The 22,011-nt window shown below is 70.0% G+C and carries 19 protein-coding genes and 1 riboswitch; of the genes, 6 read left to right on the top strand and 13 right to left on the bottom strand.

Annotated features, from left to right (window positions below):
• The first annotated feature begins 60 nt into the window (after positions 1-60).
• On the top strand, positions 61-1,101 hold the full coding sequence (gene cyc1, locus QHG49_RS12465; protein WP_370530570.1) for an epi-isozizaene synthase: 1,041 nt from the start codon (positions 61-63) through the stop codon (positions 1,099-1,101).
• Complete coding sequence (locus QHG49_RS12460; protein ID WP_145487211.1) at positions 1,098-2,471, top strand: cytochrome P450; 1,374 nt, start codon at positions 1,098-1,100, stop codon at positions 2,469-2,471. The genes cyc1 and QHG49_RS12460 overlap by 4 nt, the downstream gene beginning before the upstream one ends.
• 45 nt (positions 2,472-2,516) lie before the next feature.
• Here QHG49_RS12460 and QHG49_RS12455 read toward each other — a convergent pair whose 3' ends face one another.
• From QHG49_RS12455 to nagB, 7 genes are all read right to left on the bottom strand, one after another.
• Positions 2,517-3,479, bottom strand: coding sequence for a helix-turn-helix domain-containing protein (locus tag QHG49_RS12455; protein WP_301489552.1), 963 nt, complete (start codon positions 3,477-3,479; stop codon positions 2,517-2,519).
• A gap of 247 nt (positions 3,480-3,726) precedes the next feature.
• Positions 3,727-4,740 carry a ribonucleotide-diphosphate reductase subunit beta gene (locus QHG49_RS12450; RefSeq protein ID WP_145487214.1) on the bottom strand — a complete coding sequence of 338 codons (1,014 nt, stop codon included), beginning with the start codon at positions 4,738-4,740 and terminating at the stop codon, positions 3,727-3,729.
• The gene (locus QHG49_RS12445; protein WP_159704836.1) at positions 4,740-7,097 is read right to left on the bottom strand and encodes a ribonucleoside-diphosphate reductase subunit alpha; all 2,358 of its coding nucleotides are present in this window, start codon (positions 7,095-7,097) and stop codon (positions 4,740-4,742) included. Before QHG49_RS12445 ends, QHG49_RS12450 begins: the two co-directional genes overlap by 1 nt.
• Before the next feature lie 122 nt (positions 7,098-7,219).
• Positions 7,220-7,355: riboswitch (cobalamin riboswitch) on the bottom strand.
• A 148-nt stretch (positions 7,356-7,503) separates the two neighbouring features.
• Positions 7,504-9,132: a monocarboxylate uptake permease MctP gene (gene mctP, locus QHG49_RS12440; protein ID WP_145487216.1), complete on the bottom strand. Its 1,629-nt coding sequence runs from the start codon at positions 9,130-9,132 to the stop codon at positions 7,504-7,506.
• Positions 9,129-9,392: a DUF3311 domain-containing protein gene (locus tag QHG49_RS12435; RefSeq protein ID WP_186337848.1), complete on the bottom strand. Its 264-nt coding sequence runs from the start codon at positions 9,390-9,392 to the stop codon at positions 9,129-9,131. Before QHG49_RS12435 ends, mctP begins: the two co-directional genes overlap by 4 nt.
• A gap of 134 nt (positions 9,393-9,526) precedes the next feature.
• The gene (locus QHG49_RS12430) at positions 9,527-10,291 is read right to left on the bottom strand and encodes a GntR family transcriptional regulator (protein ID WP_301489548.1); all 765 of its coding nucleotides are present in this window, start codon (positions 10,289-10,291) and stop codon (positions 9,527-9,529) included.
• A 182-nt stretch (positions 10,292-10,473) separates the two neighbouring features.
• Positions 10,474-11,259 (bottom strand): glucosamine-6-phosphate deaminase, encoded by a 786-nt coding sequence (gene nagB / locus QHG49_RS12425; protein WP_301489546.1) that lies wholly within the window; start codon positions 11,257-11,259, stop codon positions 10,474-10,476.
• Between the two features lie 509 nt (positions 11,260-11,768).
• On the opposite strand from nagB, the gene QHG49_RS12420 reads away from it, so the two are divergent.
• Positions 11,769-13,235, top strand: coding sequence for a sensor histidine kinase (locus QHG49_RS12420; protein ID WP_145487285.1), 1,467 nt, complete (start codon positions 11,769-11,771; stop codon positions 13,233-13,235).
• A gap of 280 nt (positions 13,236-13,515) precedes the next feature.
• Here the strand turns inward: QHG49_RS12420 and QHG49_RS12415 are convergent, their stop codons facing one another.
• On the bottom strand, positions 13,516-13,773 hold the full coding sequence (locus tag QHG49_RS12415; protein ID WP_003992873.1) for a WhiB family transcriptional regulator: 258 nt from the start codon (positions 13,771-13,773) through the stop codon (positions 13,516-13,518).
• A gap of 320 nt (positions 13,774-14,093) precedes the next feature.
• Positions 14,094-15,062, bottom strand: coding sequence for a diacylglycerol kinase family protein (locus QHG49_RS12410; RefSeq protein WP_145487218.1), 969 nt, complete (start codon positions 15,060-15,062; stop codon positions 14,094-14,096).
• A 148-nt stretch (positions 15,063-15,210) separates the two neighbouring features.
• Here QHG49_RS12410 and QHG49_RS12405 point away from each other — a divergent pair, with 148 nt between their 5' ends.
• Complete coding sequence (locus QHG49_RS12405; protein ID WP_159704839.1) at positions 15,211-15,660, top strand: hypothetical protein; 450 nt, start codon at positions 15,211-15,213, stop codon at positions 15,658-15,660.
• A gap of 10 nt (positions 15,661-15,670) precedes the next feature.
• Here QHG49_RS12405 and QHG49_RS12400 read toward each other — a convergent pair whose 3' ends face one another.
• The 3 genes from QHG49_RS12400 to QHG49_RS12390 all read right to left on the bottom strand — a co-directional run bounded on the left by QHG49_RS12400 (position 15,671) and on the right by QHG49_RS12390 (position 17,827).
• Positions 15,671-16,774, bottom strand: coding sequence for an RNA polymerase sigma factor SigF (locus tag QHG49_RS12400; protein WP_301489493.1), 1,104 nt, complete (start codon positions 16,772-16,774; stop codon positions 15,671-15,673).
• Positions 16,775-16,794: 20 nt separating this feature from the next.
• Positions 16,795-17,211, bottom strand: coding sequence for an anti-sigma regulatory factor (locus QHG49_RS12395; protein WP_009190566.1), 417 nt, complete (start codon positions 17,209-17,211; stop codon positions 16,795-16,797).
• A gap of 355 nt (positions 17,212-17,566) precedes the next feature.
• A complete protein-coding gene (locus QHG49_RS12390) occupies positions 17,567-17,827 on the bottom strand; it encodes a UBP-type zinc finger domain-containing protein (protein ID WP_145487221.1) in 261 nt (86 codons plus the stop codon).
• Between the two features lie 61 nt (positions 17,828-17,888).
• Here QHG49_RS12390 and QHG49_RS12385 point away from each other — a divergent pair, with 61 nt between their 5' ends.
• Positions 17,889-19,484: a Na+/H+ antiporter gene (locus QHG49_RS12385; protein ID WP_301489490.1), complete on the top strand. Its 1,596-nt coding sequence runs from the start codon at positions 17,889-17,891 to the stop codon at positions 19,482-19,484.
• An 11-nt stretch (positions 19,485-19,495) separates the two neighbouring features.
• Here the strand turns inward: QHG49_RS12385 and QHG49_RS12380 are convergent, their stop codons facing one another.
• Positions 19,496-20,395 (bottom strand): 1-aminocyclopropane-1-carboxylate deaminase/D-cysteine desulfhydrase, encoded by a 900-nt coding sequence (locus QHG49_RS12380; RefSeq protein WP_301489488.1) that lies wholly within the window; start codon positions 20,393-20,395, stop codon positions 19,496-19,498.
• A 192-nt stretch (positions 20,396-20,587) separates the two neighbouring features.
• On the opposite strand from QHG49_RS12380, the gene QHG49_RS12375 reads away from it, so the two are divergent.
• On the top strand, positions 20,588-21,994 hold the full coding sequence (locus QHG49_RS12375; protein WP_159704852.1) for a family 2B encapsulin nanocompartment shell protein: 1,407 nt from the start codon (positions 20,588-20,590) through the stop codon (positions 21,992-21,994).
• The last annotated feature ends 17 nt before the right edge of the window (positions 21,995-22,011 follow it).

Below are 22,011 nucleotides of genomic sequence, written 5' to 3'. Positions count from 1 at the left end.
AGAGGGGTTTGTTCCGTGCAGGCTTTCCCACACCGCACCACAGAGACGACGACGGCGGTCGTGGTACCACCCTCGCTGGCACTCCCGGTGATCGAGTCCGGCTTTCCCCGGCGACTGCACCCGTATTGGCCGCGGCTCCAGGAGAAGACCCGGCTGTGGCTGCTGGAAAAGCAGCTGATGCCGGAGGACAAGGTGCGGGAGTTCGCCGACGATCTGCGCTACACCGACCTGATGGCGGGCTACTACACGGACGCCCGCGACGAGGTGCTCCAGGCGATAGCGGACTACAGCGCCTGGTTCTTCGTCTGGGACGACCGGCACGACCGCGACATCGTGCACGCGCGCCCGGGCGACTGGCGGCGGCTGCGCCACCGGCTGCACGCGGCACTCGACGCACCCGCGCACCATCTGCACCACCCGGACCCGCTGGTCGCGGGATTCGCCGACAGCGTGCTGCGGCTCTACGGCTTCCTGCCGGTCAGCTGGAACCAGCGCTTCGCCCGGCATTTCCACACGGTCATCGAGGCGTACGACCGTGAATTCCGCAATCGCACCCAGGGGTATGTGCCCGGCGTCGAGGAGTATCTCGCCCTGCGCCGGCTCACCTTCGCGCACTGGATCTGGACCGACCTTCTCGAACCCAGTGCCGGATGTGAACTCCCCGATGCCATAAGGAGGAATCCCGCTTATCGCCGGGCCGCCTTGCTCAGTCAGGAATTCGCCGCCTGGTACAACGATCTGTGCTCGCTCCCGAAGGAAATAGCAGGCGATGAGGTCCACAATCTCGGAATCAGTCTCATCACCTACGAGGGGCTGACTCTCGAAGAGGCGGTGGACAATCTCAGGCGACGCGTCGAGACCTGCATCGACGAATTCCTCGTAGCCGAACGCGAAGCCCTCCGGTTCGCGGATGCACTCGCCGACGGTACGGTACGCGGAAAGGAATTGAGCGTCGCCGTCCGCACCTGCGTCGGCAATATGCGCAACTGGTTCAGCTCGGTCTACTGGTTCCACCACGAGTCCGGCCGTTACATGGTGGACAGTTGGGCCGACCGCTCCACACCCCCGTACGTCACCAACGAAGCGGCAGGTGAGAAATGACCGTAGAGTCCGTGCAGCCCGAGACCTCCGTCGCCCCGGCGCAGCTGCGTGAACCACCCCTGGCCGGCGGCGCCGTCCCGGTCTTCGGGCACGGCCTGCAACTGGTGCGCGACCCGCTGGACTTCATGTCCTCATTGCGCGCCCACGGCGACATCGTGCGTCTCAGGCTCGGCCCCAAGACCGTGTACGCCGTCACCACCCCGGAGCTGACCGGCGCGCTCGCCCTCAGCCCCGACTTCAAGATCGACGGCCCGGTGTGGGAGTCGCTGGTGGGCCTGCTCGGCGAGGAGGGCGTGGCCACGGCCAACGGCCCCCGCCACCGCAGGCAGCGGCGCACCATCCAGCCCGCGTTCCGGATGGACGCCATACCCGACTACGGCCCGATCATGGAGGAGGAGGCGCACGCGCTGACCGAGCGCTGGCGGCCCGGCGCCCCCATCGACTGCACCTCGGAGTCCTTCCGGGTGGCCGTGCGCATGGCGGCCCGCTGCCTGCTGCGCGGCGAGTTCATGGACGAGCGCGCCGAGCGGCTGAGCACCGACCTCGCCACCGTCTTCCGCGGTATGTACCGCAGGATGGTGGTGCCGCTGGGGCCCCTGTACAAGCTGCCGTTTCCGGCCAATCGTGAATTCAACCGCGCATTGGCCGATTTGCATCTGCTGGTGGACGAGATCGTCGCCGAGCGGAGGGCATCTGGTCAAAAGCCGGACGATTTGCTGACGGCATTGCTGGAGGCGAAGGACGACAATGGGGAGCCCATCGGGGAACAGGAGATCCACGACCAGGTCGTCGCGATAATCACCCCCGGCGCCGAAACGATCGCGTCCACGATCATGTGGCTGCTCCAGGCGCTCGCGGAACACCCGGAGCATGCCGAGAAGGTGCGTGCCGAGGTCGAATCCGTGACCGGTGGCCGGCCCGTCGGATTCGAGCACGTCCGCTCCCTCAGGCACACCAACAATGTGATCCTGGAGGCCATCCGGCTGCGCCCGGCCGTATGGATTCTGACGCGCCGGGCGACCGTCGACACCGCGCTCGGGGAGTACCGCATTCCGGCCGGGGCCGACATCATCTACAGCCCGTACGCCATTCAGCGTGACGCCCGTTCGTACGACCGGCATCTCGACTTCGACCCGGACCGCTGGCTTCCGGAACGGGCCAAGGAGGTGCCGAAGTACGCGATGAGCCCCTTCAGCGTCGGCAACCGCAAGTGCCCCAGCGACCACTTCTCCATGGCCCAGCTGAGCCTGATCACCGCGGCGATCACGGCGAAGTACCGCTTCGAACCGGCGGACGACAGCGACGACAGCGTCCGGGTGGGCATCACCCTGCGCCCGGACAATCTGCGGCTGCGGCCGCTGCCCTGGTGAGACACCCCGGGTGACACCAGGAGCGATGCCGCTACCGGCGCGTGTTCAGGCGGCCTGCGGGCCCCGGAACGCGCGCCGGTAGGCGTTCGGGGTGGTACCGAGCGCCCGCATGAACTGATGGCGCAGCGCGGCCGCCGTACCGAACCCGGTGCGCGCGGCGATCGCGTCCACCGTCTCGCCGGTGCCCTCCAGCAACTCCTGTGCGCGCAGCACCCGTTGGCGCAGGATCCAGCGGTACGGCGTGGTCCCCGTCTCCTGCTGGAAGCGGCGGGCGAAGGTGCGCGGCGCCATATGGGCGCGGGCGGCGAGCTGTTCGACGGTCACCTCCCGATCGAGGTGCTCCTCCATCCACACCAGCACCTCGCCGACGGTGTCGCACGGCGTCCTGGGCAGCGGCCGTTCGATGTACTGGGCCTGGCCGCCGTCCCGGTGCGGGGGCACCACCATCCGACGGGCGATCTTGTTGGCGACCTCGGGGCCCTGCTCCCTGCGCACCAGATGCAGACAGGCGTCGATGCCGGCCGCGGTGCCCGCGGAGGTGATCACCGGGTCCTCGTCCACATAGAGCACGTCCTGCTCGACGGCGAGCCGCGGATAGCGCCGGGCCAGCTGCTCGGCATGGTGCCAGTGCACCGCGCACCGGCGCCCGTCCAGCAGCCCGGCGGCGGCCAGCACGAACACCCCGGAGCAGACGCTGAGCACCCGGCAGCCCCGCTCGACGGCCCGCCGCAGCGCCGCGAGCAGCTCGGGCGGATAGTCCCGGTCCACATAGCTCTCACCGGCAGGTACGGCGATCAGATCGGCCTCTTCCAGCCGCTCCAGGCCGTGCGGCGTGGACACGGTGAACCCGCAGTGCGTGCCGAGGTCGGGCCCCTCGGCCGAGACCACGGCGAAGTCGTACACCGGCAGCCCCTCGTCGCTGCGGTCGATGCCGAACACCTCGCAGACGACGCCCAGCTCGAAGGGGTGCACTCCGTCCAGCAGCACGGCGGCCACGTTCTTGAGCATGCCCCCAGTGTGCCTCAGGGCCGGCAGTAATTCGAGGGTGCCCGGCAGTCCTGCCACTCCCGGTCAGCAGTGTCCGGCAGGACAGTGGTGGCATGACCGGAAACCAGATCCAAGGCCTGATCGGAATGACCGCGACCCTCGGGATCCTCGTCCTCCTGGCCCTTCCCTCCGTGCTCGGCGTCCTGCGCGAGCGGCGCGTCGACCGGCAGATCAGGAAGGCCCAGGAGGACCACGGAAAGAAGGAGGCTCAGAAGTCCTCGTCCAGGTCGACCTTGCCCTCCACCGCCACCTGGTACGCCGACGGGCGGCGCTCGAAGAAGTTGGTCAGCTCCTGAACACCCTGGAGCTCCATGAAGGAGAAGGGGTTCTCCGAACCGTAGACCGGCGCGAAGCCCAGCCGGGACAGGCGCTGGTCGGCCACGCACTCCAGGTACTGCCGCATGGAGTCGGTGTTCATGCCCGGGAGGCCGTCACCGCACAGGTCGCGCGCGAACTGCAGCTCGGCCTCGACGGCCTCCCGCAGCATGTCGGTGACCTCCTGCTGGAGCTGGTCGTCGAACAGCTCCGGCTCCTCCTTGCGCACGGTGTCGACCACGTCGAAGGCGAAGGACATGTGCATCGTCTCGTCGCGGAACACCCAGTTGGTGCCGGTGGCCAGGCCGTGCAGCAGACCCCGGCTGCGGAACCAGTAGACGTACGCGAAGGCGCCGTAGAAGAACAGGCCCTCGATGCACGCGGCGAAGCAGATCAGGTTGAGCAGGAAGCGCCGGCGGTCCGACTTCGACTCCAGCCGGTCGATCTTGTCCACCGAGTCGATCCACTTGAAGCAGAACTCGGCCTTCTCGCGGATCGAGGGGATGTTCTCGACGGCCGCGAACGCCGCCGCGCGGTCCTCCGGGTCGGGCAGGTAGGTGTCCAGCAGCGTCAGATAGAACTGGACGTGCACCGCCTCCTCGAACAGCTGACGGCTCAGGTACAGCCGCGCCTCGGGGGAGTTGATGTGCTTGTACAGCGTCAGCACCAGGTTGTTGGCGACGATCGAGTCACCCGTCGCGAAGAACGCGACCAGGCGGCCGATCAGGTGCTGCTCGGCCGGGCTCAGCTTCGCGAGGTCGGAGACGTCCGAGTGGAGGTCGACCTCCTCCACGGTCCAGGTGTTCTTGATGGCGTCCCGGTAGCGCTCGTAGAAGTCCGGGTAGCGCATCGGACGGAGAGTCAGTTCGAAGCCCGGGTCGAGCAGGTTCTGATGACGGGTGGACATTACTGGCAGGCCTCGCAGGACTCGGGGTTTTCCAGGGAGCAGGCGACGGCGTCGGGGTCGGCGACCTGCTGGACGGGGATGGTCTGCTGCGCCTGGGCGGCACGGGCGATCCGGGTCGCCGGGCGCGAGCGCAGGTAGTACGTCGTCTTCAGCCCGGACTTCCAGGCGTACGCGTACATCGAGGAGAGCTTGCCGATCGTCGGCGTCTCCATGAACAGGTTCAGGGACTGCGCCTGGTCGAGGAACGGGGTGCGCGCCGCCGCCATGTCGATCAGACCGCGCTGCGGGATCTCCCACGCGGTGCGGTACAGCGCCCGCACCTCCTCGGGGATCCACGCGAAGCCCTGCACCGAGCCGTTGGCCTCGCGCAGCGCCTCCCGGGTGCGCGCGTCCCAGACGCCCAGGCCCTTCAGGTCCTGCACCAGGTAGGAGTTGACCTGGAGGAACTCACCGGACAGCGTCTCGCGCTTGAACAGGTTGGACACCTGCGGCTCGATGCACTCGTAGACGCCCGCGATGGAGGCGATGGTGGCCGTCGGCGCGATCGCCAGCAGCAGCGAGTTGCGCAGGCCGACCTCGGCGATCCGCTTCCGCAGCGCCGCCCAGCGCTCGGGCCAGGTCTCCTCGACGCCGTAGTGGTCGGGGTGCAGCACACCGCGCGCGGTCCGGGTCTGCTCCCAGGCGGGAAGCGGGCCGCTGCGCTCGGCGAGGTCGGCGGACGCCTCGTACGCGGCGAGCATGATCCGCTCGGCGATCTTCGTGGACAGCGCCTTCGCCTCGGGCGAGTCGAAGGGCAGCCGCAGCTTGAAGAAGACGTCCTGGAGGCCCATCGCGCCGAGGCCCACCGGGCGCCACTTGGCGTTGGAGCGGCCCGCCTGCTCGGTCGGGTAGAAGTTGATGTCCACGACGCGGTCGAGGAAGGTGACAGCGGTGTGGACGGTCTCGTCCAGGCGCGCCCAGTCGATGTCCCCGTCGACGACGAAGGCACCCAGGTTGACGGAGCCCAGGTTGCAGACCGCCGTCTCACCGTCGTTGGTGACCTCCAGGATCTCCGTGCAGAGGTTGGAGGAGTGGATGACCTGGCCCGGCTCGGCGGTCTGGTTGGCGGTGCGGTTGGCGGCGTCCTTGAACGTCATCCAGCCCTGGCCGGTCTGCGCGAGGGTGCGCATCATGCGGCCGTACAGCTCACGGGCCGGCATGGTCTTCTTCGCGAGCCCCTTGCGCTCCGCCTCGCGGTAGGCGGCGTCGAACTCCGCGCCGTACAGGTCCACCAGCTCGGGCACGTCCGCCGGGGAGAACAGCGACCACTGCCCGTCGGCGTTGACCCGGCGCATGAACTCGTCCGGCACCCAGTGCGCGAGGTTCAGATTGTGCGTACGGCGGGCGTCCTCACCGGTGTTGTCCCGCAGCTCCAGGAACTCCTCCAGGTCGGAGTGCCAGGTCTCCAGGTACACCGCGGCCGCGCCCTTGCGCCGGCCGCCCTGGTTCACCGCGGCCACCGAGGCGTCCAGGGTCTTCAGGAACGGCACGATGCCGTTGGAGTGCCCGTTGGTGCCCCGGATCAGCGAACCGCGGGCGCGGATACGGGAGTACGACAGACCGATGCCGCCGGCGTGCTTGGAGAGCCGGGCGACCTGGTGGTAGCGGTCGTAGATGGAGTCCAGCTCGTCCAGCGGGGAGTCGAGGAGGTAGCAGGACGACATCTGGGGGTGCCGGGTGCCGGAGTTGAACAGGGTGGGGGAGGAGGGCAGGTAGTCGAGCCGGCTCATCAGCCGGTAGAGCGCGGCGACCTCGTCCACCGAGCGTGCCGAGTCGTCCTCGGCGAGGCCGGCGGCGACACGCAGCATGAAGTGCTGGGGGGTCTCGATGACCTGACGGGTGATCGGGTGGCGCAGCAGATAGCGGCTGTGCAGGGTGCGCAGCCCGAAGTAGCCGAAGCGGTCGTCGGCGGCGCGGTCGATCAGGTGGTCGAGCCGGGCGGCGTGGATCCGGACGAACTCGGCCGTCCGGTCGGCGATGAGCCCCTCGCGGTGTCCGACGGCGACCGACTCGGTGAAGGACGCCACGCCCTGCGAGGCGGCCTCGGCGCGGATGGAGATGGTCAGCAGCCGGGCGGCGAGCCGCGAGTACGCGGGGTCCTCGGAGATCAGGCCGGCCGCGGCCTCGGTCGCGAGCTCGCGCAGCTCCGCCTCGTCGGCGTGGGCGGAGCGGCCGCGCAGCGCGGCGGCGGCGACCCGGCCGGGATCGGCGTCGGGGAGGTCCCCGGTCAGCTCGGTCAGGGTCCGCAGCAGCGCGGTACCGGGACCGTCGTTCTCCAGGCCCTGGGCTGAAGCCGGTTCGGCTGGCGCGATGGTCACGTGGGGCTCTCCCTCGCTCGGCACGGGGCCTGGCGGAGGGCAGGGGCAGCCACGAGCGCACACGGCGTCGCGTCCACCGGCCCACTCCGCGAGGCCCGGACGTCTCAGAGCACCCGAACCGGTGGGCCGGGTGCGCTGCCGGCAGGTCCTCGGACTGATCCCCGTGCGCGGATGCGCACAAGTACACCGTTGCGGGACAGTTCCGGATTCGCACCGGATTCCCCTGCGACGACAGCGACCATGAGCATACATCTAGTGCCGGGCCGGAATGCCACCCCCAGATGTTGTGTCACCGTGTGTCTACGAGGGGTATGCGAAACGGGGCGCGAGGGGCACGCGAAACGGGCCGCCGGCGCCCTTGGCGCCGCCGGCCCGCCCCTGGCCGCCCGGGTCCCCGGGCGCCTCGCTAGTGGCTGGTGCCCGCCGTGGCGGGCGGCAGCTCGACCTGTACGCCCGGGTCGCCGGCGTCCGCCGTGTAGTCCTCGGGACGGGTCTCGTCGATGCCCTCAGGGGCCTTCACGGCCTTCAGGACGACGGTCAGGACGACCGTGACGAGGACGTTGAGGACGAAGGCCGTCATGCCGATGTAGCCGATCTGGCCGATGCCCGGGATGTCGTCGGCGGAGCCGCCGAAGTGCTTCTGGGTCGGGGAGGCGACACCGTACGCGGCGAGGGTGCCGTAGATCATGCCGACCGCCCAGCCCGCGAGCAGCGCCCAGCGGTGGAACCAGCGGGTGAACAGGCCGCCGACCAGGGCCGGGAAGGTCTGCAGGATCCAGATGCCGCCGAGCAGCTGGAAGTTGATGGCGACCGTCTTGTCCATGCCCAGTACGAAGATCAGCGCGCCGACCTTCACCAGCAGCGACACGAACTTGGAGACCTGCGCCTCCTGCTTCGGCGTGGCGTCCGGCTTGATGAAGTCCTTGTAGATGTTGCGCGTGAACAGGTTCGCCGCCGCGATCGACATGATCGCCGCCGGGACCAGCGCGCCGATGCCGATCGCCGCGAACGCCACACCGGCGAACCAGTCCGGGAACATGTCCTCGAACAGCTGCGGGATCGCCAGCTGCCCGTTGGTGACCTTCACCCCGGCCGCGATCGCCATGAAGCCCAGCAGCGCCAGCAGGCCCAGCATCAGGGAGTACAGCGGCAGGATGGTGGTGTTGCGCCGGATCACGTTACGGCTCTTGGAGGAGAGCGTCGCGGTGATCGAGTGCGGGTACATGAACAGCGCGAGCGCGGAACCGAGAGCCAGCGTGGCGTACGTCCACTGTCCGGCGGGCGCCGGCGCGAGCGCCCCGCGGGGCTTGCCGGTGGCCGGGTTGACCTGGCTGAACGCGTGGGCCGCCTTGGCGAAGATGTCGTCGAAGCCGCCCAGCTTGATCGGGATGTAGATGATCGCCACACCGATCACGATGTAGATCAGCGCGTCCTTGACGAACGCGATCAGCGCGGGCGCCCGCAGCCCCGAGGAGTACGTGTACGCGGCCAGCACCGCGAACGCGATCAGCAGCGGCAGGTCCTTCACGAACGCGTTGGTGTTGTCGCCGCCGCCGACGCCCATCACGTCCAGCACCGCCTGGATGCCGACGAGCTGGAGCGCGATGTACGGCATCGTCGCCAGGATGCCGGTCACCGCGACCGCGAGCGACAGGCCCTTCGAGCCGAAGCGGCCGCGCACGAAGTCGGAGGTGGTGACGTAGCCGTGGCGGTGCGAGACCGACCACAGCCGCGGCAGGAAGGTGAAGATCAGCGGGTAGACCAGGATCGTGTACGGCACCGCGAAGAAGCCGGACGCGCCCGCCGCGTAGATCGCCGCCGGTACGGCCACGAAGGTGTACGCCGTGTACAGGTCGCCGCCGAGCAGGAACCAGGTGATCCAGGTGCCGAACGACCGGCCGCCCAGACCCCATTCGTCCAGCGTGTGCTCGTTCTCGGCCCGGCGCCAGCGCGCGGCGAGGAAGCCCAGGACCGTGACGGCCAGGAAGAAGAAGATGAAGACGCCCAGTGCGACGCCGTTGACCCCGGTCTTCACTTCGCGGCACCCCCCTGCGCGTCACGGCGGGAGCGCTGGTCGTGCTGCCAGAGCTTGTACGCGGTCATGGTGAGGGCGGTGGAGATCAGCACCCAGACCATCTGGTACCAGTAGAAGAAGGGGATCCCGATGAACGTCGGGTCCGTCTTCGCGTACGAGCCGACCCACAGCATCGCCACGAAGGGCGCGACGAGACAAATGCCGATGACCACGCGCAGCGGTGTCACCACCGGTGGTCCCACTTCGGGCGTTTCTGACATGCTGCGGCTCCGTCCCCTCGCTGATCACCGAGTAATGCGCAGGCAATCTAGGTGACGGTATCCAGCCGGTGGAAGACCCCGTCTCAAGCTGTGTGTATCGATTCGGCGAAGGAACGGACGCCTCCGGGCGGGCCTCAGTCCATCGGGCGCTTGAGGCGGGCCACGAACTTGTAGCGGTCGCCGCGGTACACCGACCGCACCCACTCGACCGGCAGGCCCGCGCGGTCCAGCGAGTGCCGGGAGAGCATCAGCATCGGCAGCCCGACGTCCGTGCCGAGCAGACCGGCCTCGCGCGGGGTGGCCAGCGAGGTCTCGATGGTCTCCTCGGCCTCGGCGAGGTGGACGTCGTACACCTCGGCGAGCGCGGTGTAGAGGGACGTGTACTTGACCAGCGAACGGCGCAGCGCGGGGAAGCGCTTGGCGGACAGATGGGTGGTCTCTATGGCCATGGGCTCGCCGTTGGCCATGCGCAGCCGCTCGATGCGCAGCACCCGGCCGCCCGCGGAGATGTCGAGCAGCCTGGCGAGCCGGTCGTCGGCGGTGATGTAGCCGACGTCCAGCAGCTGGGAGGTGGGCTCCAGGCCCTGGGCGCGCATGTCCTCGGTGTAGGAGGTGAGCTGGAGCGCCTGGGAGACCTTGGGCTTGGCGACGAAGGTGCCCTTGCCCTGGATGCGCTCCAGGCGGCCCTCCACGACCAGCTCCTGAAGGGCCTGGCGGACGGTGGTGCGGGAGGTGTCGAACTCCGCGGCCAGCGTGCGCTCCGGCGGGACCGGCGTGCCGGGCGCCTGCGTCTCCGTCATGTCGAGCAGGTGCTTCTTCAGGCGGTAGTACTTCGGCACGCGCGCGGTACGGACGGTGGTGCCGGCCTCGTTCTCCGCACTGCTGACATCGGTGCTCATGCTCCGCCTTCCCGGCTCCGGACGCCGAAAGCGACCGACATCCCATCGGCCACGGCTCACATCGTGGCACGGCTTACCGTGCCAGGACTCCACCCGCACGCTCCGTGATCCCCTCTGTATACCGTCGGGACCCGAGCTGGTCTAGTCCAACAGGGGTCCCATGGGCACCGGGTGCGGTCCTGCTAGATCCCCTGCCACTCCGGCTTGTTCGCGTAGGTGTGCCGGAAGTAGTCCGCCAGCTTCAGCTCGGCGGCGGCCGCCTCGTCCACGACGACGGTGGCGTGCGGATGCAGCTGGAGCGCGGAGGCCGGGCATACGGCCGCCACCGGACCCTCGACGGTCGCCGCGACCGCGTCCGCCTTGCCCTCGCCGGTCGCGAGCAGCACCAGGTGCCGGGCCTCCAGGATGGTGCCGATGCCCTGGGTGATGACGTGGTGCGGGACCTGCTCGATCTCGCCGTCGAAGAAGCGCGCGTTGTCCACGCGGGTCTGCTCGGTCAGGGTCTTGATCCGGGTGCGGGAGGCGAGCGAGGAGCAGGGCTCGTTGAACCCGATGTGCCCGTCGGTGCCGATCCCGAGCAGCTGGAGGTCCACCCCGCCGGCCGCGGCGAGCGCGCGGTCGTACGCCTCGCACGCCGCCTGGACGTCCTTCGCCGTGCCGTCGGGGCCGAGGAAGGAGTCCATGCCGATGCCGAGCGGCTCCAGCACCTCGCGGCGCAGTACCGAGCGGTAGGACTCGGGGTGCTCGGCGGGCAGCCCCACGTACTCGTCGAGCTGGGCTATCCGGGCCCGCGCGGTGTCCACGTCACCGGCGCGCACCTTGGCCGCGAGTGCCTGGTAGACGGGCAGCGGGGTGGAGCCGGTGGCGACGCCGAGCAGGGCGTCGGGCTTGCGTCGCAGCAGTTGCGCCATGGCCTCGGCGATCAGCTCGCCACCCGCCGCGGCGTCCGGAACGATGACAACTTCCACGCTGGGCCTGCCGTTCTGGAGAGGGCTCGTGCGTCTATGTGGTTTAGACCAATCTAACAGAGCGGGCCTCCCGCGCCGATGCCTCGGTACCGGGGGCCGCGGAAATTACCGGTGCCTTCTGTCCCCATGGTCGACCCGGGCGGGCTAGGCTGCGTGGCATCGAGTGCCATGGGCCGCGTACGCCCGTAAGGGCATGGACACGCCCCATGGTCTAGTCCACAATCGAAGAGGCTGTCCGGGCCAGCGCTACGCGGCGACACGCGGGCGGACAGTACGAAGCGAACAAGCCCCGTCTTCCCCGCACAGGAAGGCGGATCGAGGAACCGGCGCTCTCTGCCCTGACTGCCCCGGCTCCTCGGCCTTCGGCCGACCGGGACCGCACACCCCACGGCCGATGATGCTCCGGGCTGCGGTGCCGGGAGGGTTGAGGGTCCCTTCCAGGCGCCGCGGCCCGCGGGTGTTTTTCGGCCACGCCGAGGCCCGCGGGTACGCTCGCAATCGTGCCCTCCATGAACGAACTGGTCCGCCAGCACACCGCCCTCGACGACTCCGATCTCGAGTGGCTCCATCTGCTGGTCTCGGAGTGGCAGCTGCTCTCCGACCTCTCCTTCGCCGACCTGGTCCTGTGGGTTCCCACCCGGGACGGCACCCGGTACGTCTCGGTCGCCCAGATGCGCCCCAACACCGGCCCCACCTCCTACCAGGACGACATGGTCGGCCATCTCGTGCCGCGCGGCCGGCGGCCCATGCTGGACGTGGCCCTGGACGAGGGCCGGATCGTGCGCGAGGGCGACCCGGAGTGGCGCGAAGAGGTCCCCGTACGGGTCGAGTCCATCCCGGTACGGCGGGAGGGCCGGGTCCTCGGGGTGATCGCCCGCAACACCAACCTGCTCACCGTGCGCACCCCGAGCCGACTGGAGCTGACCTACCTCCAGAGCGCCTCCGACCTCGCCCAGATGATCGCGGCCGGGTCCTTCCCCTTCCCCGGCCAGCAGGTCGACATGGACGCCTCACCGCGCGTCGGCGACGGACTGATCCGGCTGGACGCCGACGGCATCGTCCAGTACGCCTCCCCGAACGCGCTGTCCGCCTATCACCGCCTCGGCCTCGCCGCCGACCTGGTCGGACATCATCTCGGGCAGACCACCGCCGAACTCGCCCCTACCCGGGGCCCGGTGGACGAGGCACTGGCCAAGGTGGCCAGCGGCTGGGCGCCGCGCGAGTTCGAGATCGAGTCGCCCGACGGGGTGATCCAGTTCCGGTCCATCCCGCTCAAGCCCAAGGGCACCCGGATCGGGGCGCTGGTGCTGTGCCGGGACGTCACCGAACTGCGGCGCCGCGAGCGCGAGTTGATCACCAAGGACGCGACCATCCGGGAGATCCACCACCGGGTGAAGAACAACCTCCAGACGGTGGCCGCCCTGTTGCGGCTCCAGGCCCGGCGGATCGACTCCGAACGCGGGCGCGCGGCCCTGGAGGAGGCGGTGCGCCGGGTCGGCTCCATCGCCATCGTGCACGAGACGCTCTCCCAGAACCTGGACGAGCGGGTGGAGTTCGACGACATCGCCGACCGGGTGCTGTCGATGGTCGCCGAGATCTCGCCGGGCAAGGTGACCGGCCGGCGCAGCGGGCGCTTCGGGATACTCGACGCCGAGGTGGCCACACCGCTGTCGATGGTGCTCACCGAGGTGCTCCAGAACGCCCTGGAGCACGGCTTCCGCGAGGGCGAGACCGGCACGGTGGAGGTCTCGGCGGTGCGCGGCGGCAGCACGAAGGAGGCCCGGCTCCTCGTCACCGTCCAGGACGACGGGGTCGGCCTGCCCGAGGGCTTCGACCCGCACCGCTCGGGCAACCTGGGGCTCCAGATCGTACGGACCCTGGTGGAGGGCGAGTTGGGCGGCACCTTCGACATGGTCCCGGCGCCGGAGCGGGGGACCAGGGTGGTCCTGGACATCCCGGTGCGCGCGCAGAAGTAGTCAACGGCCCCCGGGGGAGGGGGCGTTGGTATGAACCAATGGCGGCGCCGGGTGTGACGACGGGCGGGACGCGGTCCGGGACCCCATCCGGGGTGCGGTCCGTGGCGTGGTCCGGGACAGCAGAAAGCCCCGGACCGTCATTGGTCCGAGGCTCGTGCTCGTTGCTGCGCTGCTGTTCGCTGGCGGCATCGGGGGATACTGCGCGCTGCTGCTCGGGGGCGGGAGATGCGTGCTCGATGCACGCGCCGCCAAGCTCAGGCTGTCAGCTGGGGTGGGTGTGTCAGGCGGAGGCCTGACGGGCCCGGTTGCGGGCGGCACGGCGCTTCATCGCGCGACGCTCGTCCTCGCTGAGGCCACCCCAGACGCCGGAGTCCTGGCCGGACTCAAGCGCCCACTGCAGACACTGCTCGATCACCGGGCAGCGACGGCAGACGGCCTTGGCTTCCTCGATCTGCAGCAGCGCGGGACCGGTGTTGCCGATGGGGAAGAAGAGCTCGGGGTCTTCCTCGCGGCAAACGGCGTTGTGACGCCAGTCCATGGCTGCTACCTCTCCTTGGTATTACATGCAAGTTGCTTGTGAATGTGAACGCTTTCACGAATCCCTCGACAAGTGAAGGGCCGAACGCCGAGTCTTCCCCGGCGGGGTCCTTGGTATGAAGAGGGGTTCCGGTGATCAGTGGAGGCCGGTGTTGGGGGCCGTCCCGATCGCCACGTAGAGACTCGCAAACCTCAGCGGCGGATACAACCCCTTCCGGAAAGTTTTTTTTGATTCCTCGGTGTCGACTGGGTCACAGCCGTACTTCCATGGGGTGGATCCTGGCCTAAACGTTCGAGTGAAAGGACTTTCGCCTCTTCCGCTCACACAATCACACGCAGTGCGCGGCGTACGCCTGTGAACGTCACGCTTCTGCGCAGCCCCAGGTGGTCACCGTCCATCTGGAGCGGCAGGGGAGCCTTCGAATGCAAGGTGAAGTGGTCCAGATCATGGAGTGGGAACGCATGCCTGCCATGGGGTCCGCGCTCGGGGGACGAAGTGAGCAACTGGGTGCCATACCGGGCAACCGCGGCCGTCGACAGGCGGCTGAGACCGAGTACGTCGATGCCCGAGTCGAACGAAGCCTTAGGCGATGTGTACATGGGGCGATTGCCGAGATACGTCCAAGGGGACGTGTTCGAGACTATGGCGACAACAAGATCCTCGATCGGGTCCTCGCCGGGCCGCTCCAAGGTGATCAGGCCGTGCCGGCGATTGGCCTCGCCGAGGAACTGCCGGATCACCTGCCGCACATAGAGCGCGTGCGTCGACTTCTTGCCGAGCTCGCGCTGCTGCTCGACCCGCCCGACGACGCCCGCGTCGAAACCGAGCCCCGCGTTGAAGGTGAACCAGCGGGCCGGTACCCCTTCGTCCTCGGAACCGGGGGTGCCGGAGGCGAGGCCGAGGCCCACCACGCGCTCCCGCTTCTCACGCAGCGCGTCCAGCAGGGCGCCGGTGGCCTCGACGGGGTCGTTGGGCAGGCCGAGGGCACGGGCGAAGACATTGGTGGATCCGCCGGGTACGACGGCGAGTCCGGGCAGCCGGTCCAGATCGGGTCCGGCGTGCAGCAGTCCGTTGACCACCTCGTTGACGGTGCCGTCGCCGCCGAGCGCCACGACCATGTCGATGTCGTCGCTCTCCGCGGCCTGCCGGCCCAGGTCCCGGGCGTGCCCGCGGTACTCGGTGGTGACCGCCTCCAGCTTCATCTCGCTGGCGAGCGCGTGGGTCAGCACATCACGCCTGCGTGCGCTTGTGGTGGTTGCCGCCGGATTGACCACGAGGAGAGCACGCATGCACGTCAGCGTACCTACCCGGCGGTACCGGGCCCAGGCCGAGGTAGGGATCGGGTAAGGAGGGGAGGGGGTGAGCCCGCACACATGGGCGGGTGCCGGTGACCGAGCCCACCCCCGGCCCGCCCCCGCCGACGGCTACCCTGCTGAGGTGAGCAGTGAGCAGACCTCCGTACCGGACACGGCCGAAGCCGACGGCACCGGCCCCCGCCCCCGCCGGCTGACGTACGCCGCCGCGCTGGCCGGCCTGGAAGGCGTCGCGTTGTTCGCCGGCGGCCTCTGGGTCCTCGTGCTCGGCATCACCGGCGCCCCCGACGACCGGCAGCAGGCCGTGACGCTGGGTATCACCCTCGCCGTACTCGCCCTGCTCCCGCTGCTCGCCGCCCGCGGCCTCCTGCTGCGCCGCGGCTGGAGCCGGGGCCCCGCGGTGATCACCCAGCTGATGGCCCTCCCGGTGGGGCTCACCATGCTGAAGTCCGGCGGCATCGCCGTCCCGGTCGGCATCGTCCTCGCCGTGGTGGCCGTCGCGGCGCTCGTGCTGCTCGTCAACCGCGAGACGACCCAGGCCCTGAACATCAAGGGCCCGGGCCGCGCCGGGTAGGGCAGGCGCTCTACTCCTCCACCAGCAGCTTCTCCCGCAGCTGCGCCAGCGTGCGCGCCAGCAGCCGGGAGACGTGCATCTGGGAGATCCCGACCTCCTGCGCGATCTGCGACTGCGTCATGTTCCCGAAGAACCGCAGCAGCAGGATCCGCTTCTCCCGGGGCGGCAGATCCTCCAGCAGCGGCTTGAGCGACTCCCGGTACTCCACCCCCTCCAGCGCCTCGTCCTCCGCGCCGAGCGTGTCGGCGACCGCGGGGGACTCGTCGTCGGTGTCGGGGACGTCCAGGGACAGCGTGGAGTACGCGTTCGCCGACTCCAGGCCCTCCAGGACCTCCTCCTCGGAGATCGCGAGCTTCTCCGCCAGTTCGTGCACCGTCGGCGAGCGGCCGTGCAGCTGGGACAGCTCCGCCGTCGCCGTGGTCAGCGCCAGCCGCAGCTCCTGGAGGCGGCGCGGCACCCGCACCGCCCAGCCCTTGTCCCGGAAGTGCCGCTTGATCTCGCCGACCACGGTCGGCGTGGCGTAGGTGGAGAACTCCACGCCGCGCTCCGGGTCGAACCGGTCCACGGACTTGATCAGGCCGATCGTGGCGACCTGGGTGAGGTCGTCCAGCGGTTCGCCGCGGTTGCGGAAGCGGCGCGCCAGGTGCTCCACGAGCGGCAGATGCATACGGACCAGCTGATTGCGCAGCTCCGCGTACTGCGCGCTGCCCGTGTCGAGCCCGCGCAGTTCGACGAACATCGCACGGGCCCCGCTGCGGTCGTGCGGGTCGTGCGGTGCGGCTTCCGCGCTCAGCGCGTCGTCGTCCGCGTATCGCTCGTGCTCGCTCATCGTCCCGCCCGTAGCCCTTCCCCGAGCCCTCGCCCCCGCGCGGCCGGCGGGAGCGGCCCCGCCGCGCGCCTCGGGCGGGGTGTCGGGGCTCGCGCCCGCATCGCCGGGCCCTGCGGAGTGGTCCTCCGGGTGTGGCCTGGCCTGCTCGGGGATGCCGTCGATGCCGTCCGCCATGCGCCGGGAACCGTCGCGGGGGTTCTCCCCGGAGGTCTCCGCCGCACTCGACCAGGGGGCACCCCCGTCCCCGGCCGGCAGCTCACGCGTGCCGCGCTCTTCGTCCCGCACCGGACCGTCCCCGTTCTCCCTCACGCCGGCCCGGGACCCGCGCCGCGCTGTTTGTAGAGGCTGATGGACACCGTCTTGTCCTCGTCGACGGCGGACGAGACCTTCCCCGCGAGGGCCGACAGCACGGTCCAGGCGAAGGTGTCCCGCGAGGGGGCATGGCCGTCCGTGGTCGGGGCCGACACGGTGACTTCCAGCGAGTCGTCGACGAGCCGGAAGACACAGCTGAGCACCGAGCCCGGCACGGCCTGCTGGAGCAGGATCGCGCAGGCCTCGTCCACGGCGATGCGCAGATCCTCGATCTCGTCCAGGGTGAAGTCCAAGCGGGCCGCCAGACCGGCCGTGGCCGTCCGCAGCACCGACAGGTAGGCACCCGCGGCCGGCAGCCGGACCTCCACGAAATCCTGGTTCGCCGCGGGTTCGCCTGCGATCTGGGACACCCTCACCTCCATGGTGGTACAAGCTTTACAGGGGCCGAGGGTCGCCCCCCGGGGCTAACGCGTAGGTGGTTCAAGCGGTGACGCTATCGCGCGCCGAATGTTTCCGTCCCCGGGGCCCCGACCCCCTGGCGTCACTCACAGTAAAGCTGTGGATACGCTCCGTGTCTAGGGGGTGTGCGGCCCCAAATCGGAAGAGCGCGCGCCGGGTTGACGTACCCAGACGTCAGACGCCCGAACCGTCCTGCGTGCGCCGCCGCATGCAGTGTCACACGACACAGTGCCCGAACGGGAAGATGATCAACGATCGGACCCCCGGGTACCGCTCGGACGAGTACGTCGGACCCCCGGGTACCGCTCAGACGAGTACGTGGTCCACGAAGCACCACCGCCAGTCCTCGCCCGGTTCGAACGTCCGCATCACCGGATGCCCGGTCCGCTCGTGATGCCCGGTGGCGTGCCGGCCCGGTGAGGAGTCGCAGCAGCCGACATGGCCACAGGACAGGCAGAGCCGCAGCTGCACCGGGTGCGTCCCGCTCGCCAGACACTCCGGACAGGTCGCGGAGCGCGGCTCGGGTTCCGGCTGTGGCAGCGCGTCGGCGTGCGTGCACTGTTTCATGATTGCCAGATTACGACGGGTGTGCGGGTGGCCGCGCGGAAAACGAGGGTGGGCGAGAAGCATGGACGTGATGCCCCTGCTGTTGCTGGTCGCGGGCAGTGCCGCGGTCGCCGGGATCGCCCGGCGCACCCCGGTGCCCGCACCGCTGCTGCTGGTCGCGGCGGGCCTGGTGGTGTCGTACGTGCCCGGCGTCCCCGACTACACCCTCGAACCCGACGTCGTCCTGCCCCTGGTGCTGCCCCCACTGCTCTACAAGGAGGGCACCGAGAGCTCCTACCTGGACCTGCGGGCCCAGATGCGCCCGGTGGGGCTGCTGTCCGTCGGGTACGTGCTCTTCGCGACCTTCGCCGTCGGCTGGGCCGCCTATCTCGTCGTACCGGGGCTGCCGCTGCCCGCCGCGCTGGTGCTCGGCGCGGTGGTGGCGCCCACGGACGCGGTCGCGGCCGCCGCGATCGCCCGCCGGGTCGGGCTGCCGTCCCGGATCACCACGATCCTCCAGGGCGAGTCCCTGCTGAACGACGCGACCGCGATCACCGCCTACAAGGTGGCCGTCGCCGCCGCCGTCGGCGCGGGCTCCACCTGGGGCGGCGGCATCGAGGAGTTCCTGCGCGCGGCGGTCGGCGGCGTGCTCGTCGGCCTGGTGCTCATGGTGCCGATCCACTGGCTGCGCACCCGTCTGACCGAGGCGCTGCTCCAGAACACCCTCTCGCTGCTGATCCCGTTCGTCGCCTACGGGGTCGCCGAGCAGCTGCACGCCTCCGGGGTGCTCGCCGTCGTCGTGGTCGCCGTCTATCTCGGCCACCGCGCCTGGGAGGTCGACTTCGCGACGAGGCTCCAGGAGGAGGCCGTGTGGAAGATGGTCGCCTTCGTGCTGGAGTCGGCCGTGTTCGCGCTGATCGGCCTCCAGCTGCCGCCCATCCTCAAGGGCCTCGCGGCCTACCACGGGGCCGACGCGGCCTGGTACGCGATCGCCGTCTTCCTGGTCGTCGTGGCCGCCCGGTTCGTCTGGACGTTCCCGGCGACCTTCCTGCCGCGCGTGCTGTCCCGGCGCATCCGGGAGCGCGAGGAGGACCCCACCTGGCGGGCGCCGGTCGTGGTCTCCTGGGCGGCGATGCGGGGCGTGGTCTCCCTGGCCATCGCCTTCTCCATCCCGGAGACGGTGCGGGGCGGCGCGCCCTTCCCGCAGCGCAACCTGATCCTCTTCCTGACCTTCACCACGGTCATCGGCACCCTGGTCGTCCAGGGCCTCACCCTCGCCCCGCTGATCCGCCTGATGAAGTTCCCCGGCCGCGACCGCCAGGCCGAGACGCTGGCCGAGGCCAACGCCCAGGCGCAGGCGTCCCTGGCCGCGGAACGCCGCCTGGAGGAACTCCTCGCCGACGAGCGCAACGCGCTGCCGCCGCCGCTCGCCGACCGCCTCCACGACGTCCTGGAGCGCCGCCGCAACGCCGTCTGGGAACGCCTCGGCCAGGCGAACCCCGTCACCGGCGAGTCCGTGGACGACACCTACCGCCGGCTGTCCCGTGCCATGATCAGCGCCGAGCGCGAGGTCTTCGTACGGCTGCGCGACCACCGCTACATCGACGACGAGATGCTGCGCGCCCTGCTGCGGCACCTGGACCTGGAGGAGGCGGCGGCGTACCGGGAGGCGGCGTAGCCCGCCGGCCGCTAGGGCTCCGGGAACGGCCGGCCGGTGACGACGGCCGCGAGTGTCGTGCCGCGCGGGAAGGTGCCCTCCTCGGCGAGGGCGACAAGTCCGTGGAGCAGCTTGGCGACATAGAGGCGCTCCACGGGCAGCCCGTGCCGCTGCTCGAAGTCCTCGGCGAACGCGTCGAGTCCGGGGGTGGTCCGCGCGTAGCCCCCGAAGTGGAAGCGGTCGTCCAGCGACCAGTCGCCGGTACGGCCCCCGAAGGCACGTTCCTGTAGCGCCTCGACGTCGGCCGACAGGAAGCCGCCCTTGAGGACCGGCACGCCGAGCGCGCGCTGCCTCCGCGCCAGCCCGGCCGCGAGCCCCGCGAGCGTGCCGCCGGTGCCGCAGGCGACCGCGACGACATCGGCGTGCCCGCGCAGTTCCGCCCCGAGCGCCGTACAGCCGCGCACCGCCGCCGCGTTGCTGCCGCCCTCCGGCACGACGTACGCCCCCTCGGCGCCGGCCGCGCGCAGGATCGCCGCCAGCGTCTCCGGCTCGGCCTTGCGCCGGTAGGCCGACCTGTCGACGAAGCGCAGCCGCATCCCGTCGGCCACGCACCGGGCGAGGGACGGGTTGAGCGGCCCCTCGGCCAGTTCCTGACCGCGCACCACGCCGGTGGTGGCGATGCCCAGCAGCCGTCCGGCGGCCGCGGTGGCCCGCAGATGGTTGGAGTAGGCCCCGCCGAAGGTGACCAGTGGCCGCCCGTCCGCCGCGGCGATGTTCGGCACGAGCTTGCGCCACTTGTTGCCGATCAGCTCCGGATGGATCAGATCGTCCCGCTTGAGCACCAGCCGGACCCCGTGCCGGTCGAACCGCTCGTCCCGGAGCTCCCGAAGGGGCGAGGGAAGGCGGGGGGCGAGAGGATCGCTGCTGGTCACGGAGCCATTGTCGCCGACCTCGCGAATCCGCACCCGGTCACGGCCCCTTTTTCGCGGTCCTCCTTTCTGCCCACTAGTCCGATGATCCATTCCCCCTCTTTCGGGTAATGGCGTGGCCACCGTGCGTGATGGGACGCTCGATGCGAGACCGGCCCGTTGCGACCGGTGCATTACATGGGAGGGCATTTCCACATGTCGGTAGGCGAAGAGCTCCGCACGGATCAGGGCAAGCCGCAGCAGTCCCTCGGGACCGCGGCAGCGCGGAACCTGGCCACCACCACCAAGTCCGTTCCGCAGATGCAGGAGATCAGCTCCCGCTGGCTGCTGCGCACGCTCCCCTGGGTGGACGTCCAGGGTGGCACGTACCGGGTGAACCGCCGGCTGACGTACGCCGTCGGCGACGGCCGCATCACCTTCGTCAAGACCGGGGGCCAGGTCGAGGTCATCCCGGCCGAACTCGGCGAACTCCCGGCCCTGCGGTCGTACGAGGACGAAGAGGTGCTGGCCGAGCTGGCCCGGCGCTGCCGCCAGCGCGACTTCGCCCCCGGCGAGATCATCGCCGACTTCGGCAACCGCAACGACGGGGTGCATCTGCTCGCCCACGGCCGCGTCGAGAAGATCGGCACCGGCCCCTACGGCGACGACTCGGTCCTCGGCGTCCTCGCCGACGGCTCCTACTTCGGCGACCAGGCGCTGGTCGACCCGGACGCCATCTGGGAGTACACGGTCCGCGCGGACACCGCCAGCACCGTGCTGATCCTCAGCCGCCAGGACTTCGAGCAGATCGCCGAGCGCTCCGAGTCCCTGCGCAACCACCTGGCCCAGCTGCGCTCGATCCCGGAGCAGCGCACCAACAGGTACGGCGAGAAGGCCGTCGACCTGGCCGCGGGCCACTCCGGCGAGGCCGACATCCCGCACACCTTCGTCGACTACGAGGCCCGGCCCCGCGAGTACGAACTGAGCATCGCCCAGACCGTGCTGCGCGTCCACTCCCGGGTGGCCGACCTCTACAACCAGCCGATGAACCAGACCGAGCAGCAGCTGCGGCTCACGGTCGAGGCGCTGAAGGAGCGCCAGGAGCACGAGCTGATCAACAACCCGGAGTTCGGTCTGCTCAGCAACTGCGAGTACGACCAGCGGATCCAGCCGCACGACGGCGTCCCGAGCCCGGACGACATGGACGAACTGCTCAGCCGCCGCCGCGGGACCAAGCTGTTCCTCGCCCACCCGCGCGCGATCGCCGCGTTCGGCCGCGAGCTGAACAAGCGGGGTCTGGTGCCGGAGACCATCGACATGGGCGGCAACCGCATCCCCACCTGGCGCGGGGTGCCCATCTTCCCCTGCGGCAAGATCCCGATCAGCGAGGCGCGCACCACCTCGATCATCGCGATGCGCACCGGCGAGGACGAACAGGGCGTCATCGGTCTGCGGCAGTCCGGCCTCCCGGACGAGATCGAGCCGAGCCTGTCGGTCCGCTTCATGGGGATCAACGAGCAGGCGATCATCAAGTACCTGGTCACGGCCTACTACTCGGCCGCCGTCCTGGTGCCCGACGCGCTCGGTGTGCTGGAGAACGTCGAGATCGGCCGGTGGAGGTGACGTTTCCGCACGTCGCG

The organism is Streptomyces sp. WP-1, assembly GCF_030450125.1.
In the GTDB taxonomy this organism is placed as follows: domain Bacteria; phylum Actinomycetota; class Actinomycetes; order Streptomycetales; family Streptomycetaceae; genus Streptomyces; species Streptomyces incarnatus.
This window is presented reverse-complemented; position numbering and strand designations above follow the sequence as displayed.